Origin of the sequence: Shewanella sp. BJSY2023SW007 (assembly GCF_047314525.1) — a bacterium.
GTDB classification, from domain to species: domain Bacteria; phylum Pseudomonadota; class Gammaproteobacteria; order Enterobacterales; family Shewanellaceae; genus Shewanella; species Shewanella chilikensis.
The window spans coordinates 37,539-54,794 of record NZ_JBKORL010000031.1; the positions used below are offsets into that span (position 1 = coordinate 37,539).

13 protein-coding genes are annotated in these 17,256 nt (G+C 53.6%); 3 read left to right on the forward strand and 10 right to left on the reverse strand.

Annotation, left to right across the window (positions count from 1 at the left end):
* Nucleotides 1–20 precede the first annotated feature (20 nt).
* The 3 genes from ACMHXE_RS06540 (at nt 21) to ACMHXE_RS06550 (ending at nt 4,496) form a co-directional block, all read left to right on the forward strand.
* A complete protein-coding gene (locus ACMHXE_RS06540; RefSeq protein WP_165564903.1) occupies nt 21–407 on the forward strand; it encodes a hypothetical protein in 387 nt (128 codons plus the stop codon).
* Between the two features lie 204 nt (nt 408–611).
* Nucleotides 612–2,204 (forward strand): ABC-F family ATPase, encoded by a 1,593-nt coding sequence (locus tag ACMHXE_RS06545; RefSeq protein ID WP_101053042.1) that lies wholly within the window; start codon nt 612–614, stop codon nt 2,202–2,204.
* Between the two features lie 342 nt (nt 2,205–2,546).
* Nucleotides 2,547–4,496, forward strand: coding sequence for an acyltransferase family protein (locus ACMHXE_RS06550; protein ID WP_413731732.1), 1,950 nt, complete (start codon nt 2,547–2,549; stop codon nt 4,494–4,496).
* 313 nt (nt 4,497–4,809) lie between these two features.
* Here the strand turns inward: ACMHXE_RS06550 and ACMHXE_RS06555 are convergent, their stop codons facing one another.
* The 10 genes from ACMHXE_RS06555 to ACMHXE_RS06600 form a co-directional block, all read right to left on the reverse strand.
* Nucleotides 4,810–5,730, reverse strand: a complete 921-nt coding sequence (locus ACMHXE_RS06555; RefSeq protein WP_224867607.1) for an IS5 family transposase — start codon at nt 5,728–5,730, stop codon at nt 4,810–4,812.
* Between the two features lie 491 nt (nt 5,731–6,221).
* Entirely contained in the window at nt 6,222–7,049 is an 828-nt protein-coding gene (fhuF, locus tag ACMHXE_RS06560; protein ID WP_413731734.1) for a siderophore-iron reductase FhuF, read from the reverse strand.
* Complete coding sequence (locus tag ACMHXE_RS06565) at nt 7,040–7,915, reverse strand: ABC transporter ATP-binding protein (RefSeq protein WP_101053046.1); 876 nt, start codon at nt 7,913–7,915, stop codon at nt 7,040–7,042. The genes fhuF and ACMHXE_RS06565 overlap by 10 nt, the downstream gene beginning before the upstream one ends.
* Nucleotides 7,912–8,973: a FecCD family ABC transporter permease gene (locus tag ACMHXE_RS06570; RefSeq protein WP_413731736.1), complete on the reverse strand. Its 1,062-nt coding sequence runs from the start codon at nt 8,971–8,973 to the stop codon at nt 7,912–7,914. The genes ACMHXE_RS06565 and ACMHXE_RS06570 overlap by 4 nt, the downstream gene beginning before the upstream one ends.
* Nucleotides 8,970–10,019 carry a FecCD family ABC transporter permease gene (locus ACMHXE_RS06575; RefSeq protein ID WP_413731738.1) on the reverse strand — a complete coding sequence of 350 codons (1,050 nt, stop codon included), beginning with the start codon at nt 10,017–10,019 and terminating at the stop codon, nt 8,970–8,972. The genes ACMHXE_RS06570 and ACMHXE_RS06575 overlap by 4 nt, the downstream gene beginning before the upstream one ends.
* Nucleotides 10,016–11,140, reverse strand: a complete 1,125-nt coding sequence (locus ACMHXE_RS06580; protein WP_413731740.1) for an iron-siderophore ABC transporter substrate-binding protein — start codon at nt 11,138–11,140, stop codon at nt 10,016–10,018. Before ACMHXE_RS06580 ends, ACMHXE_RS06575 begins: the two co-directional genes overlap by 4 nt.
* 65 nt (nt 11,141–11,205) lie before the next feature.
* Complete coding sequence (locus ACMHXE_RS06585) at nt 11,206–13,362, reverse strand: TonB-dependent siderophore receptor (protein WP_413731741.1); 2,157 nt, start codon at nt 13,360–13,362, stop codon at nt 11,206–11,208.
* 35 nt (nt 13,363–13,397) lie between these two features.
* A complete protein-coding gene (locus ACMHXE_RS06590; RefSeq protein WP_335923000.1) occupies nt 13,398–15,290 on the reverse strand; it encodes an IucA/IucC family siderophore biosynthesis protein in 1,893 nt (630 codons plus the stop codon).
* A complete protein-coding gene (locus ACMHXE_RS06595) occupies nt 15,287–15,904 on the reverse strand; it encodes a GNAT family N-acetyltransferase (protein ID WP_413731743.1) in 618 nt (205 codons plus the stop codon). Before ACMHXE_RS06595 ends, ACMHXE_RS06590 begins: the two co-directional genes overlap by 4 nt.
* The gene (locus ACMHXE_RS06600) at nt 15,904–17,250 is read right to left on the reverse strand and encodes a lysine N(6)-hydroxylase/L-ornithine N(5)-oxygenase family protein (RefSeq protein WP_101053060.1); all 1,347 of its coding nucleotides are present in this window, start codon (nt 17,248–17,250) and stop codon (nt 15,904–15,906) included. Before ACMHXE_RS06600 ends, ACMHXE_RS06595 begins: the two co-directional genes overlap by 1 nt.
* Nucleotides 17,251–17,256: the final 6 nt, after the last annotated feature.

Consider the following 17,256-nt stretch of genomic DNA (forward strand, 5'->3'; position numbering starts at 1 on the left):
AAATGGGAAGGAGCTGGAAAATGCAATCCAGAAAATTAACCGCGGCAGCTAAGCTGAGTCTGCTAGGCGGCGCCTTACTGCTCAGCGCCATCTCTGTGTCTGCTCAGGCGGGCTGCGGCGAGAAAACCACTGAGTGCATAGTGATCAAGGGTGACAGCCAAAAGACCCTGGAGTGTGAAATCACGGTTTGTGCCAATCTGCACTCATTTCTTAGTCGCTGGCAGTTGGCCGATGGCACCACGCTGAGCACGGATTACACCGATGACAGCGAGAGCATCACTATCAATGGTGAGCCGGGATATGCCTTGCCAGCGGATATTTTGCGCGCTGAACTCGGCTGTTACAGCACTTTTGCCACAAACAAGGCGGAAACTACCTTGGTGTGTGGCCGCGATCTGGATTTTTAATCTGCTTGCAGAAGATTTTTAAAGTCTTTTATAAACAGCTGGTTGCACTGCTTTATCTCGCTGGTTGCATGCGAGTTTGGTTGATAATTCGCGCAGGAATGTTATAGTGCCCGGCTTTATTTACCCGGCCAATCACAGGCCTTGGGCTCTTGGACGCGGCTTTACATAGCCCGGTCCCGCATCTGGATATTTTGGAATCATACAGTGATAACGACAGCTAACATCACCATGCAGTTTGGCGCCAAGCCGCTGTTTGAAAACATCTCGGTTAAATTCGGCGAAGGCAACAGATACGGCCTTATCGGCGCCAATGGCTGCGGTAAGTCTACCTTTATGAAGATCCTTTCCGGTGAGTTGGAGCCAACCTCGGGTAATGTGTCGCTGGATCCCAATGAGCGTCTGGGTAAGCTGAACCAGGATCAGTTCGCCTATGAAGAGCACAGCGTTATCGACACAGTGATCATGGGCCACAAAGAGCTGTGGGCGGTGAAGCAGGAGCGCGATCGCATCTACTCCTTACCGGAAATGAGCGAAGAAGATGGCATTAAAGTGGCCGATCTTGAGATGCAGTTTGCTGAAATGGACGGTTATACCGCAGAAAGCCGCGCCGGTGAGCTGCTGCTCGGGGTGGGTATTCCGCTGGAGCAACATTTTGGCCCCATGAGTGAAGTGGCACCGGGTTGGAAACTCAGGGTGCTGCTGGCACAGGCCTTGTTCTCTGATCCCGATGTGTTGCTGCTCGACGAACCGACCAACAACTTGGATATCGATACCATTCGCTGGCTGCAGGAGATGCTTAACCAGCGTAACAGCACCATGATCATCATTTCCCACGACAGATACTTCCTCAACTCTGTCTGTACCCATATGGCGGATCTGGACTATGGTGAGCTGCGGGTCTATCCGGGCAACTATGATGAATATATGACAGCTGCCTCTCAGGCTCGCGAGCGCCTGGTGGCTGAAAACGCCAAGAAGAAGGCACAGATTGCCGAGCTGCAAACCTTCGTGGCGCGCTTCTCTGCCAACGCTTCCAAGGCCAAGCAGGCCACATCCCGTGCCCGTCAAATCGACAAGATCAAGCTGGATGAGATCAAGGCTTCCAGCCGGGTTAACCCCTACATTCGTTTCGAGCAGGAGAAGAAACTGTTCCGTAACGCTTTGATTGTTGAGAATATGAGCAATGGTTACGATGAGTTGCTGTTCAAGGATGTGAACTTTATCGCTGAAGTGGGCGAGCGTATCGCGATTCTGGGTGAAAACGGTGTGGGTAAGACCACCTTGCTGCGTACTCTGATCCACGAGTTGCCACAAAAGAGCGGTACCATTCAATGGTCTGAAAACCATCGTATCGGCTACTACGCCCAGGATCATGCCAGCGACTTTGAAAATGATATGAACCTGTTCGACTGGATGGGTCAGTGGCGTCTGGAAGGCGATGACGATCAGGCGGTGCGTTCAGTGCTGGGCCGTATGCTGTTCAGCGCCGACGACATCAAGAAATCTGTCAAGGTACTGTCCGGTGGTGAGCAGGGGCGTATGCTGTTTGGCAAGCTGATGCTGCAAAAGCCCAATATTCTGGTGATGGACGAACCAACCAACCACCTGGATATGGAATCGATTGAGTCGCTGAACAACGCCCTCGAACTCTATGAAGGCACCTTGCTGTTTGTCAGCCATGACCGCGCCTTCGTGTCATCTCTGGCCAACCGTATCATAGAGATAAGCTCTGAGCGCGTGACCGACTTCAAGGGCACTTATGATGAGTTCCTGGCCAGCAAAGGCATTGAAGCCTAAGTCTTTTATGGCGAGCTTGGTTTAACACCAAGTGAAAAAATCACAATAAACAAGGCCGGTTCATTGAACCGGCCTTGCTGTTAATGGCTTTAAACAGAAGCACGCCGACTTATTCTCCTGAGGCATCAAGCATCTGGGTGCGGATCAAAGGTCTGCGACCATTGCCTTCTTGAGTAGCAACACCACAACAATATCATTTGAACTTTATAACCGATTCACTTGAGTCGTTTTTGTTCATTGATTTCCAATAGTTCAATGTGAGTCGCTGAAGTTAGCTAAGGTTTAGGTATACAATCGTCGGCTTTCTTGCCTCAAAGGGCGTGTTGTAGGAAATGCTTATATATGTCGGTTGTATTGCCTAAAAAGTTTCGTTATGACATTAACGGACTAAGAGCTTGGGCTGTTGTTGCAGTTATTTTATTTCATTTTAAGGTGCTAGGATTTGCTGGAGGGTTTGTAGGAGTCGATATTTTTTTTGTTATTTCGGGTCTGTTAATGACAAAAATAATAGTGACAGGCTTAGAAAGTAACCGTTTCTCCTATAGCCGTTTTATGCTCGCAAGAGCGAAACGAATTTTTCCCGTATTAGCCGTATTATGTTTAACATTATTGGTTTTCGGTTGGTTTTGGTTGTCAACGATCGATTATCAAAAATTAGGCACTCATATTGTTGGTGCGGCCTTATTTATTTCTAATCATAAGCTTTACAGTGAGGCCGGTTATTTCGATGCGGCATCTTACGAAAAATGGTTACTTCACTCTTGGTCGCTGTCAGTTGAGTGGCAGTTTTATTTATTGTTGCCACTGGTGTTGATGTTGGCTTGGCGCTGGCGCGGTAAACAAGCTGTATTACTCTCTTTGTTAGCTATTGCGCTGGTTTCCTTTATGTTGTCTGTGTATGCCGTGGAGACTAACCCTAGTGCGGCATTCTATCTTTTACCTTTTAGGGCATGGGAGATGGTAACAGGTGGACTTATTTGGTGGGTGATGAGACATAAGCAACTGGGACAGATGGCCAGTAAAGTCATAGAGTTGCTCGGGTTTACGTTAATTCTAATGGCTATCTTCGGTTTTAATGATGCAACGCCATGGCCTGGAGGATATGCTTTAGTGCCGGTGCTTGGGGCCGTGTTGGTGTTAGCTGCCAACCGTCAAGAGTCTCCTTTGACTGCTAATCCAGTTATCGCACGTGTGGGATTGATTTCTTATTCACTTTATTTATGGCACTGGCCTATTGTCGTGTTTCTTGCTTATGCGGGTGAGCAAAATAATCCCACTTGGATTGTTGCTGGTATCTTGCTTACATTTGCATTAGGAGAGCTATCGTATCGATTTATTGAAACTCGCTCTAGCTATTACCTAGGTCAATTTAGCTTTAAAAAGGCAGCATGGGTATTATTTTGCATTCTATTATCGGTAGAGTTATTAGCAGTAGCCGCACGACATTTAGAGGTTGAGGGACGGTTACCTGAAAAAGTTGAAAAAGCAAGTCAAGGGTCGTTTGACCGTAACCCTAGACTAAATGAGTGTCTTCTTGGACCTGGGCGAGATATTCCCGAATCTAGCTGTATACATGGCACAGGAAAAGTACAAGCTGTGGTTGTTGGCGATAGCCATGCCAATGCGGTGATATCGAGTGTAGCATTAGCTGCTGAAGATAAAGGAAGTGTTGTGGAGATGACCTATAATGGCTGCTCAACCCTAATCGGAGCCAAGAGTCATATACCTAAATCACAATGTGACCTGTTTAATCAACATGTGATTGATACCTTATCTACCACCAGTGATATACCTGTAATTTTAATTTCTCGCTTAACCGGTAGTATTTTTGGTTATAACGAACGGCACAAATTCCATAATAGACCATTGATCTACTTTGGTGATAATCCTGAACAAACTAGTGACGAGGTGTATCGAGACTTTGTGATGAAACAGATCGAAACTGTGTGTCAATTAAGTCAATACCGTCCGGTATACCTGGTTCGTCCGCTACCTGAAATGGATGTCGATGTACCAACCACCACTTATCGTAACTTGATGTTTTCCAATGAATTTGAAGACGTTTCTATTGCTGAGCAAGATTATATGCAGCGTCATGCCCCTATTTGGCAAGCACAGGATAAAGCAGCGGCGGCTTGTGGTGCTAAAGTACTTAATCCATTGCCTTATCTTTGCGTTAATGGGCGTTGTATGGGAAGTAAGGATGGGCGTTCGCTTTATTATGATACTAACCACTTGAGTGAATACGGAAATAAATTTCTGACACCAATGTTTAAACCTTTATTTCAATAGCAAGGCCAATTGTTGACCTGGTCGGAATATGCATGGTGGCGAACGTATGAATTTGGGGGATTACATTTATTTGATGTGGTTCCCTTTTTTATATAATAAGGGAACTTAGTAGAAGCTAAGTGAATTATGTTTGGCTAAATAGCTGTAGATCTCTGAGTTTCGAGAATAGAAGGAACTCGGCTCGATTCAAGCGTTCTGAACAATCGCCAAACTAATCAACCTATACAAACCTAACCGAGATCAGGTTTCTAACATCACCGGCTTTGTTGCGTAATTCGGACAGGAAACCAAACCGCCTGAAATTGAGCAATTCCTATACAACATACTGAGTTTCAGGCATACCAAGCCCTGTAAGCTTGTTCAGCGCTTTGATCATGGCGTAAGTCTCGCCAACCTGAGCATTGTAACTTCTTAAGCTTAATTTCCCACCTAGCAGCTGTTTTACTCGGTACATTGCTGTCTCTGATAGCGAGCGCTTATGATAGCCATACCGCTTTTTCCACTTCTTGTTGGAGCCGTAGAGCTTTTGGCAACCTACCGCTAAGTTACGAGGATGCCCTTGTTCCCAGAAGGCTGCTCCCTCTCTTGGCGGGATGAGCACAACAGCTCGCTTGACCCGTATGGCATCATGGCAATTCCTTGTGTCATAAGCACCATCGCCTGATATCTCAATGATTTTACGACGTGTCTGCTTAAGCAAGTTGGGAAGTACTTCGGCATCGGTTACGTTAGATAAGCTCAGCTCTGCTGCGACTATTTCGTGGGTGCTAGTGTCTACTGCGATATGCAGCTTACGCCAAACCCCACGCTTCCCATCAGTACCATGCTTCTTGACCTTCCATTCACCTTCGCCATAAACCTTGAGACCTGTGGCATCAATGGCTAGGTGTTGTATCGCACCTCTGGTTTTAGTTTTAAATGAAACCTCAACTTCCTTAGCGCGACGGCTTATGCAGGTGTAGTGCGGACAAACTAGCGGGATGTTAGCCAGCTTAAATACCGAGTCTAGAAATCCTTGCAGTGCTCTCAACGGCATAGAGAATATGCGTTTCACCATCAGTGCAGTAGTAATGGCTAAGTCGCTAAATTGGCGAGGTCTGCCGCGCTTGCCTTGTTTGTTTTGCTTCCACTCGGCTATCGCTTCCTCATCAACCCAAAAGGTCAGAGAACCACGGTTTATTAAGGCTTTTTTGTACTGCGTCCAGTTAGTTGTTTTGTAACGAGGTTTAGGCATGAGGCTACGACGATTAATGGGTGTAGCCGATCAGATCGTAGCTTCTTGATTTAGTTCCATCGAATTAAGCAACAAAGCCGAGTGTATGCGTATAAACTCAGGCCAAATAAGGCTTTCAGCAGGGTGTAGCACAATTAGGAACACTTATTTAGAGCGTTACAGTAGAAGGAGAGGTGCGTATGCTTGGTAAGTTCATTGGATTAGTCTTGGCTTTGCTTTTGAGTTCAGATGTTTTGGCCGGGTCATCATTGCAAGATTTTTCTCGGCATCCATAGTTTTATAACGTGAAAATATCTCCAGACGGAAGGTATTTAGCTGTTCTGATTGGCGTTGTTGGGTAGTCCTCCCCTTTTTAACGTAGAGGTTAAGCGACCATTAAAGGTGGTCGCCCATGATTGGCTTTGTGTGGCCTTTCGTGATTGGGGGCCAATATTTAGTTGCCCCTATTGAAATACTCAGGTGATAACCACAAAAAGGTATTTAGCCGTAACCTAACCGCAGGCCTTTTGCCCTTTGCCTTTGCGGCCATCTTTATCCAGCGGGCAATCGGCGCACATTTGGGTGCAGGGAAGCTTGTGCCGCAGGCAACAGGCGATACGCGGGCTTTGTTGCTGCTTGAGCCTTAACTTACGCCAAAACGGATGGGCAATCGGTGCAACATAGGTACGTGACTGCAGCTCAGCTTGCTCGAACATCTCTCTTATCAATTGCTGTTGCCAACTGACGGGCAGTGACAACTCACCCAGATACCAATGCACAATATAGGCTTGATGGCTGAAGTGCAGCTTTGATGGCACTGGGCCCAGCTCTGCCAGGCGCTCGACAATGGGAATGAGCAACTGCTCGAGTAAGCTTTCCCAACTGGCAAGTTGCCCGGCGGGAGCCGGATGGTTGACATCTGCATCAAGCAGCAGATAGAAGGTTTCCGCCCGGCCGTTATCAAAAGGTTCAAGGTACCAGTTGCTACTGCAAGCTGCAGCCGCAATGGCGCGGTTAAGTGCGCTGCCGGGCTGACTGGCAAACAACCACAGCAGCAGGGGTGGCAGTTGCAGACCGAAAAACCACTGGCTCCACATGGAGTGCAGTGCCCGGGCGTCTATCTCGGGCTTTGTGGCACAAGTCGTGGACACCTTGGCTTGATAACTCAGGGCAAATTGCTGCAGCAGCGCCGGGTAATGTGCCTGGCTCAAGACTGAGTTCAAGCTGATGGCTTCTTGGGGTAACTGATCCAGACTCTCTATGGCCTTGAAGTGTTCGCCATAGAAGGCGGCTTTTTGTGCCAATAGTTGGTTGAGCTCGCTGGCAATACTCATTCCCATGACGGCAGTCCTCCGGTGGCAGTGTTGCTCGAATCCTCCCCGCCATGGCGCCCGGCGGCTCTGGGATTTACTCTGGGTCTGGGGATAATCATCGGGCAGTTGGCCTCGGGATCTGTGATTATGCTGGCATTGATATCGAACACCTGTTCCAGCAGGGCCTCGGTCAACAGTGACTCAGGCGCGCCGCCTGCAATCAACTTGCCATCACGCATCAACAGCAAGTGATCGCCGTAGCGCAGAGCCTGGTTGATGTCGTGCAGCACCAATACCAAGGTGCGGCCCTGATCCACCAACGCTCGGCAAAAGTCGAGTACTGCCAGCTGGGCGCGGATATCGAGAAACGAGGTGGGTTCATCGAGCAGCAACAAGTCGGTTTGCTGCGCCAATACCATTGCCAGCCAGACTCGCTGTTGCTGGCCGCCTGAGAGCTCGGCCACCGGCCTTTGTGCCAGTGTGGTTAACCCTGTGGCGGCCAGGGCTTGGGCAACCGCCAGTTCATCTTGCTCTGACCATTGGTGCCACAGGCTCTGATGAGGGTAGCGGCCGCGACTGACCAGCTCCTGCACATCTATTCCTTCCGGTAATTCAGGCTTTTGCACCAGTAGTGCCAGCTCCCTGGCTCTGGCTTTGTTGCTCAACTGCGCCAAGGGGGTTTGACCCAAGATGACCTGGCCGCGTGTAGGCGGCAGTACCTGGCTCAAACACTTGAGCAGGGTCGACTTGCCACAACCATTGGGGCCAAGGATCACCGTCAGCTTACCCTTGGGGATGGCCAGGTTCATGGCGCTTATGATGGGCCGCTGGCCGTACTCGAGATAAAGCTCATGCCCACTAAGGGCAATGTCATAGTCAGGGTATTGGGTCATGATCTTTCTCCTTTCAGTCCCTTGGCCTGTTGCGGTTGTCCGCGGATTTCGCGGCTCAACAGCAGCGCCATATAGGCGCCACCGATGAGGGCGGTCAATACGCCCACCGGCAGCCTTTGGTTGCCCGGCAGCAATAAGGTGAGGGTGTCGGCCCCGAGCAGCAACAGCGCGCCTATTAGCGCCGAGCGCAGCAGTGCCAATTGACGATTGCCAAAGCGGGCCAGATGCGGCGCCACCAAGGCGACAAAGGCCACCGGGCCGGCGCAGAGTACGGCTCCCAGGGCCAGCAAGGTGGCAAACAGCAGCGCCAGTGTTTGACTTTGGCGCACCGGGTTACCAAGCGCCTGAGCCAGTTCCTGGCCCAAAGCCAGCAGTGACAGACGGCGGGAGAGTAGCAACAGAGCGGGCAGCGCCAGCAGTAGCACTGAGGTTATCAGCAGCACATCACCCCAGGTGCGGTGTGCCAGACTGCCGGACAGATACCCCAGCATCTGCTGCGCCTGCTCTCTTTGCACCAGTGTCAGCACAAACTGCACCAGGGCGATGGCAAAGGCGTTGATGGCGATGCCCATCAATACCAGATTGCGGGAAAATTGCCATTGGCGTCCGAGCCCTGCGAAAAACAGCAGGAGCACAACCCCAGTGCCCAAGAGGGCGCCGGGCAGCAATGGCAGTTCCGGCAGCCATAATAACCAGAGGACGGCGCCGGCACTGGCTCCGGCATTGACCCCGAGAATATCCGGGCTTCCCAGCGGGTTACGGCTCAGGCTTTGAAACACGGCGCCGGAGAGCCCCAGCGCCATGCCTGCGCCGAGGGCGCACAGGGCCCTTGGTAGGCGTGATTGCCACAAAAGCCAGTTTTCATAGTCGGAGGCTTCGGCAAACAGGGCCTTGGCAAGGCTCATGGGAGCCAGGCCCTGATGTCCCAGCATCAGGCTAAGTAGCAGTGCACCGACAAGCAAAAGTGCGGCCAGCAAGGCGGTCCTTATGGCGCCGGTGGAGGGGGCTATTAAGGTTATCGGGCCCCATTGCCAGATGGGAAAACGGGTTGGTTTCATGACGCCTCCTTCAGGTTTTGACCTCGGGCCATCAGGTACAGAAACGGCGCTCCCAGCAGGGCGACCATGATGCCGGTAAGCAGTTCGGCCGGCGGCATCAATACCCGCGCCAACAGATCTGCCAGTAACACCATGGCGCCGCCTATCAAAGCGGCTCCCGGTAATAGCAGGCGGAAATTGAGCGTCAGATAACGCCTGGCCAGATGGGCACTGGCCAGGCCGACAAAGGCCAGCGGGCCGACAATGGCGGTGGCTGCGGCGCACAGCAAGGTGGCACCCAGCCAGGCGAGCTGCCCCTGCCAGCCCTGTGAGGCACCGAGCGCCTTGGCGGTATGACTATCCAGCAGCATCAGATTCAGCGCCGGCGCCAGCAGCCACAAGAGTGCCGCGGCGGGCAGCAGATAGGGCCAGAGCGCATGAAACTCCGGCCAGCCCAGCCCGGACAGGGAGCCCGCCATCCAATACCTGAAACCATCGAATAGCTGCGGGTTCAGCAGTACTCTGGCCTGGACATAGGCCCCGAGCACGGCGCTGATGGCGGCGCCGGCCAGGATCAGCCTGACCGCAGCGGATTGCCCTTGGGATTGCTGTGCCCTGGACATCATATACACCAAGGCGCTGGCCAGAAGCGCCCCGGGCAAGGCCTGCCAGAAGAGACTCAAACCCGCTGTTGCGCTCCATAGCCCCAGAGTGACCAGAGAGGCGCTGGCGCCGGCATTGACGCCGAGCAGACCGGGATCTGCCAAGGGGTTGCGGCACAGCGCCTGGATCACGCAACCGGCCATTGCCAATGCCATGCCGGCCAACATGCCGCACAGCAGTCTTGGCAGCCTTGCCTGTAACACCAGCGACAGATGATCGTCTGCGGCCGGTTGCCAGAGCTTGCCCAGCATAGCCAGCGGTAGCGTGCGGGCGCCAAAGAGCAGGTTGGCCAATACCAGCAGCGCCAGCATCGTCAGCAGCCCAAGCAGGGTTAAAGCGTTACGTCCAAGACGGTTCTGGGACTGGGTATCTCCATGTTGCAGAAAGATTTTTGGGTGTGTCATCCCGGCCTCCCGTTTTTATTCGATGGTGCGCCTGTATCTGCACCTGAATGGGCGCCTGTATCTGCACCTGCCTGTGTGTCTTGATGCCGGTATTGGCGAGGGTTTTCTTGTTGCTTTGCCAGGGTTTGTTGCAGTTGCGGCACCAGCTTGGGGATAGCCCATTTAACGCTCAGCAGCGAGCCGTAGGAGCTGGCCATCACCAGCGCCGGGTCGGTTATTGCCAGATACCGACCACGGCGCATGGCGGGCAGACGACGGATAACCGCCATGGCTTCCACCTCGGCTCTGGCCTTGTCCGAGCTGTACCAACTGAGCAGCAGCTCGGCATCGTCCAGCATATCAGCGCGCTCCAGTCCTATGTGGGCGGCGAAGTGGCCTCGGCTGGCATTGAGCCCGGAAAGTTGTGGCGGCAATACAAACCCCAGCGCCAACAGCAGATCCACTCTGGGATCGCCTGTGACATAAACCGAGAGATTGCCAACTCGACTGGCGGCATTGATATAGGCCAGACGCACGCCATTGAACTCAGGGTTTTCGGCGGCGACTCGGGCGATATAGGCCCGTTGCTGTTTCAAAAGCGCTTCGGCCTGCAGTTCTTTGCCGAGCGCCTTGGCTATCAGTTCCACCTGCTGCTTAACCGGAGTCAGCCAGGGTTTGTCCGGATAGGCGATGACGGGGGCCAGAGCGCTCAGCTGCAAAAAGCTTTCGCGGGTGATACCGGACTGGGGCGCCAGAATAAGATCCGGTTTCAACGCCAATAATCGCTCCACATCCAGCTCGGGGTAACTGCTGATGATGGCGGGCAGCGGCAGTTCCTGCGCTTCCAATGCCTGGCGAAACCAGGGCAGATAACCCTCCGCATCGCCGCCCCAGTAATGGGGTTCAATGGCGATGGGGACAACCCCTAAGGATAGGGTCCAATCTTCGGCCCCGGCTCCCAGGGTCACCACGCGCTTGGGCGGCGACTCGATGCAGCTGGTCCCGTGGGCCGTGGTAATGCAAACCGGATAACCGTTTTGCGGCGGTGTTTGGGCTTTGGTTTGCTGAGGGTCATAACAGCCCGTCAGCCCCAGGCTCAGAAACACGATAAGCGCCAACAGGCGCCTTGCTTCACACAACATATTTGTTATTCGCCCCGCAGTGCGGGGCGCTCCTTATGATGGATAATTTCACGGCATAACGCGGCTCAGAAACGGTAGTCCAGGGTGACGCTGAAATTACGCGGCGCGCCGTACTGGAATTGGTCATAGAAGCCGAGCTGACTGTAATAGCTCTTGTCGAGGGCGTTATCCAGATTGGCTCTCAGGCTCAACTGTTCATTGAACTTGTATCTCGCCATCAACTTCACCAGGGCATAGCTGCCTTGCTCCACTTCAACCTTTTTTCCGTCCGGTTTTGAGACTTGGCTATAGATGCGGCTCTGCCAGTTGACCCCGGCGCCCAGCTGCAATCCGTGAAGCCAGCCATCAAATTCATAAGTGGTAAAGAGTTTGAGCTGCCGCTCCGGGTTGGTGGTGTTGATTTTTTGCCCTTGGGGATTTTCGGTATCAAACTGGGTGTAGCCCAGGTAAAGATCCCAGTTGTCATTGATGGAGCCGTTGACCTCAAACTCGAAACCTCGGGTCTTGGTGCCGTCGACACTGCGGTAGATGGGGATAGTGCTGTTGGGTAGGCTTTCGCCGGTTCGCTCACCAACATTGTCCTGACGTATCTCAAAGGCGGCCAGTGACAAGTCCAGCGCCTCATCGAACAGGCTGGCCTTGATCCCGGCCTCATAGTTGCTGCCCTTGATGGGGTCCAGGTAACGGCCATCGGCCTGAACCTTATTTTGCGGAGTAAAAATGTCCGTGTAGTTGGCATACAGGGCATATTCGTCGCTCAGGGCATAGGTCAGTCCCAGGTAACCGGTGAACTCACCATCGACCTCATAGTCATGTTTGGCACCAAAGTTATCCTGATCTGTCTCCCAGTTATCCAGGCGGCCACCGAGTACCATGGACAGGGCATCGGTCAGCTCAAGCTGGGAAGCGACATAGACAGACTGTTGTTTGGTTTCACCCCAGGAGCCGTAAAGCACCTTATCGCTCCATTGCGGTTTTGGGTAATCAAAGCCGGGTTGGCGGAAGTCTCCCAAAGGTGGCCTGGCGCCGAGTGCGCCATAGTAGGGATTGGCAAAATCCTGTTTTTGTTGATTGGCACCGGCCACCAGTTGATGGTTGCGGCCAAAGGCGTTGAAGTTGCCGGACAGCTTGAGATCAAAGGTGTGCTGAGTGCGACTGCCGTCGATAAAGGCCAAAGAGCCGGGAACCATGCCCTCATTGGTGACGGGATCCGGATTTTTCATGGGCCAGAGCACATCAAATTCCAGGCTGTTGTCGCCATAGATATAGCTGCCTTTAAGGGTCCAGTCTGAACTGAAATGATGCTCCAAAGTCACAAAACTGTTGAGCGCATCTGTCTTGGCAGAGGCCCAACTGGGGGCGGTGGACACATGGCGGTCGTAATTGGTGCGGTTACCGTCACTGTCAAACAGCGGCAAGCCGCCGGACATGGTGCCTTCCGGCCTGGTATGTTGGAAGTCACTGCCCAGGGTTAGCAGGGTATTGGTCCCCAGATCCGCTTCCAGGATGCCATACAGGGTTTGTCGCTGCTGCTCATATCTGTGTTGCCAGTTTTCCCTGTCCTGATAGGCCAGCACTACCCGGCCACGGATGCTGGCATCCTGATTGAGGCCGCCGGAGAGATCGACCACGCCGCGCAGCATGTCCCAGGAGCCGCTGCTCAGGCTAACGCTGCCCTGAAACTCGGCAGTGGGCCGTTTACGCACCAAATTGATGGCGGCGGAAGGGCTACCGGCACCCAGCATCAAGCCGGTGGCGCCGCGCACTACTTCAATGCGCTCGTAAAGGGCGCTGTCCATCAGGTTGTCGCCATAGTTGAAGCGGGTGTCATAGGTGGTTGCCACGCCATCATAGAGAATGCTGCTGACCGAGATCCCGCGGGCGCTGATGGAGTATCTGTCGTTGTCCGAGGGGCGGGCGTTGATCCCGGCGACACTGGTCATAACATCTATGACAGAGTTGAGCTGCTGATCTTCAATGGCCTTGGCGGTAACGGCTGTGACAGACTGCGGCGTCTCGAGAAACGACAGCTTCATGCCGGTGGCCGTGCTCATGTCGCTCGCCTTGTAGCTTGCGGTTTTGTCTTTGGCACCGACGATTGTCAGTACCTCCATCTCTTTCTCCTGTGTCTCGCTCTTGTCGGCGGCGAACGCCGGGGCGCTCAATAGCACAGAGCAGAGAAGGGCGATGGGGGTCGGCTTGAAGCCATTAAGGGTTTGCATATTAATATCCATTTTCCTGTTACTTCCTGGAAGGTTTACAAGACCGGGTCAGCAAGACGCTCGGCCTGGGTTGATGTCATGCCAAAACTGTGGCTGACGGCAAAGGGGTGCAGTGGATTGTCGATATCTCCGGCAAAGCGCAGGTTCTTCTCCCTGTCTTCGAGATCTATCATCTGCTGGTTGTTATTGAGCTGGATCCGGTTCAGGCAGGTGCGGACAAAGGTCGGCTGGAACAGATCGTAGCGGTGATACTTATCGGCAAACTGGGGGTGGGAGGCCTGATAATCACGTACCTTTCCGGCCACCAGGCTCCAGAAACCCTGTTCACTCAGGCTGGTGTGGCTATCGAGCAGCGGCGCCATAAAGCGGAAGATACAGTCGAAAATATCCAGCAGTATGTAGTTGAGCTTCATCTCCTCTTCGAGTGAGACCGCCAGTTGCGCCACCCGTCCCGGCAGCGGCGCACTGCCGTTGAGAATTGCGACTTCTTCGCCTATGTCCTTCATCAATATGGTGACAGGCACCTTGTCATCCAGCACCAGAATAAGGTTCTCGCCATGGGGCATAAACACCAGATCGTAGGCAAAGAAGGCGTGCAGCAAGGGGGTAAGGTAGAGATCCAGCAGCCGGCTCATCCAGTCGTGGGCGCTCAGGGGGGAAGCCTCGATAAGCGCCGCCAGCAGGCTCTGCTGCTGATTGTCCTGGTGCAGCAGGGCCGCCAGGGTCATCAGTTGCTGTCCGGGTTTTACTAAAGGCTCGCCCTGGAAGCTGAGAGCATAAGGGCTTTCACGCCACAGTGCCGAGAGCATCTTCTTGTAGGGAGTGTCTTTCTCCAGCGCCTGCTCATAATACCTGTGGTGATAGCCTATGGCGGCGATTTCCCTGAGCAGCACAAATCTTTGCTTGGCAAAGAAGGGATCACTGTCGATAAGCTCGGCGACAAAGGCGTTGATCTCCGGGGTGCGGCTCATGTAGTAGGGCGATAAACCCCGCATAAAGCCCATATTGAGAATCGACAGCGCCGTCTTCACGTAACAGCGCTTGGGTTGGCTCAGGTTGAAGAAGGTGCGGATGGATTGCTGCACCTGATATTCATCACGGCCTTGTCCCAGGTGAATGAGGCGATCGCGGGCCAGATCGGCGGCAAATATGCGGCTGATCTTTTCGCGCCACTGCCATGGATGAACGGGCATCAGAAAATAATCGTCCGGGTTTTTGCCCTGTTGCCGGATCTTCTGCTCAAATCTGAGCAGCAAGGCATCGCCCAACTCATCTTGCAGCAGTTGTTGATAGTCGAGCCCTGCTATCAGCGCCAGGCTGGTATGTTCACTGCTGACCGCCAGCCACTCGAGTTGCAGCGGTTGGCCGCTCTCCGGCGTAAAGGCCCGCCAGTCATCGACATCAAAACCTATGCGGCCGTTGTTGGCGACAAACACAGGATGGCCTTCGGTCATGGCCGCTTCTATCTGCTGATAGTCGCAATCCACCAGCTCCTGCACCGGCTTTGCCTGCCACAGAAGTTTGAAGGCCTTGCTGTAGAGGGTGCTGGTGATCTCTTCAAGATAGGTGGGCAGCAATGCATCGCTTATGCCGAGTCTCTCCTTGAGGGCAATGATAAGCAGCATGGCGTCCGGCTGTTGCTGCTCGCCATCTTTGAAACACTCGATGGAATCCGGCGCTATCTGCAGCTGATCCAGCTGATAACGGCGACCGCTGAAGCGGTAGCAGAGCTGACCATCCCGGCTATCCAGCTTGAGCTGCCAACAGGCCTCTTGCTCTGCTTCTGCTGGCAATAACAGCTCTGGCGCTATCAGTTTTTCATGACTGAATTCACTGAGAATTTTCGCCAGCAGATGGCGGCTTGCCTGGTTCCAAATGGCAGGCGTCAGATGGCTGAGGCGGGTTTGTTCGATAATGGATGCTGTCATTGTGTGGCTCCTGTTGCCAGTGCGGCACTGAACCCAGGCAGGGTGCAAAAACCCAGCATGGCTTGTTTGTTTTCCAGTTGAATGGCGTGGCTGTAGCAGATGCCTACCGCACGGTTCAGCGGGTGAATCTTTTGGTTGTTGATATCCGGCTCTACCACCAGGCGGGCAAAGCCCAGATGCTGCAGTATCAGAGACACCACAGCCGTGATGGCCTGGCGGCTGAAACCGCGCTTAGGCTTAGTGGGAGGAGCCAGCAGCAAATGCATGCCGCAATCGCCGTGTTGGCAGTCAAAGTGTTGGCCCACTTCATCAACGCGGGGATCGTACAGCTCGGTATAGAGCACAGGCTCAGCGCCGCGATAGGCCATCAGGCCAAACTTATCTGCAGTGGGGGCGAGCTCAACGCGGCGCTCGCTGGGCGTTAAGGATTGCATACCCCAGAAGGCGGCATAGTCGCGGCCGAGCCAGTCGCTCAGGGTGTCAAAGTGCTCGCTTTCCCGATAGGCACAAAAATCAAAGTCGTTGACCTTGAGGCGCTTGCCCGGCGCAAAGCCGTATCTGGCGCTGAAGCCGGCCGTGTCGGCAGGTGGATTAACTGCTGTTTGAGAGGCCATCAGCTGGCCTCCCGCTGCAGAGCTTGATTGCTGCTGTGCCGGCGTTTGGGCGCACTGGCGTCTTGCTTGGGAATACCAAAGCTTTGGAAGGCAATTTGCTGCTCTATCTCGTAAGGTGCTTTGCCCAGGATCTGCCGCAATATGGTGGCGTTGCGATAGCAGCCCATTCCCAGATCCGGCGAACACAGCCCGTGGGTGTGTAGCCCCAGGTTCTGAACAAAAATTCGTCCGGCCTTGTCTATGTGATAATGACGCTGGACATCTGGCTCGCCCTTTTGATCGAACAGCAGCTGCGAGTGGAGCGGCTCGAGAAAGTCCGGCAATCGGTAGCAGTAGCCGGTGGCCAGTACCAGTGCCGAGCTGGTCAGCTCAAACTCCTGTTCAAGCTCTGTATGTCTGCAACCCAGCAGCAGTTGCTGTCCGTCGCTGTGAACGCTTTGCAGTGCCGTGTTGGTCAGCAGCTGTACATCAAAGTCACAGTGCAGGCGTTTTTGGTAAAGCAGATCATAGATGCTGTTGATCAGATCGGCGTTGATCCCCTTATAGAGGCTCTTTTGTGAGCCGATAAGTTCGCGGCGCTGCGCCTCGGGCAGGGCGTGGAAATAGTCGATATATTCCGGCGAGGTCATCTCCAGAGTCAGCTTGGTGTACTCAAGCGGGAAGAATCTTGGCGAGCGGGTGAGCCAGCGCAGGCGATAACCGAATTTGTCGATATCCAGCAGCAGATCTTCGAAGATCTCTGCCGCGCTCTGGCCACTGCCGACTATGGTGATGTCATTTTGGCTCTGCAGCGCCTGTTTACGGTGCAGATAGTTGGCCGAGTGCAGTACCCGCTTGTCGGCGCCGGGGCAGAAGTGGGGCATCCAGGGTTGGGTGCCGGTTCCCAGCACCAGGTGACGGGCGCGCAGGCTCAGTTCTTGGCCACTGACTCTGTCCTGCCCTTTGACCAGATAGGTGTCGGTTTCGGCATCGAAACTGACCCGGGTGACCTTGAAATTGAATTTAAGGTTACTCAGCTCGGCGCAGACCCATTGGCAGTAGCGATTATATTCCTGCCGCGGCAGGAAGAAGCTTTCGCGGATATAGAAGCTGTAGAGTCGGCCGGTTTGTTTGGCGAAGTTCAAATAGCTGTAGCGACTGGTGGGATCGGCCATGGTCACCAGATCCGACATGACAGGGGTCTGCAATCTGGACGATTCCAGCAACATGCCGGGATGCCAATCGAAACCGACGCCGGCATCGACAAACAGACACTCAAGACCGTCAAGCGGCTCGACCAGGGCCGCCAGGCTCAGGTTAAAGGGGCCGATGCCTATGCCCAGGATATCGTAGACTTTGGTTTGCATCAGTTC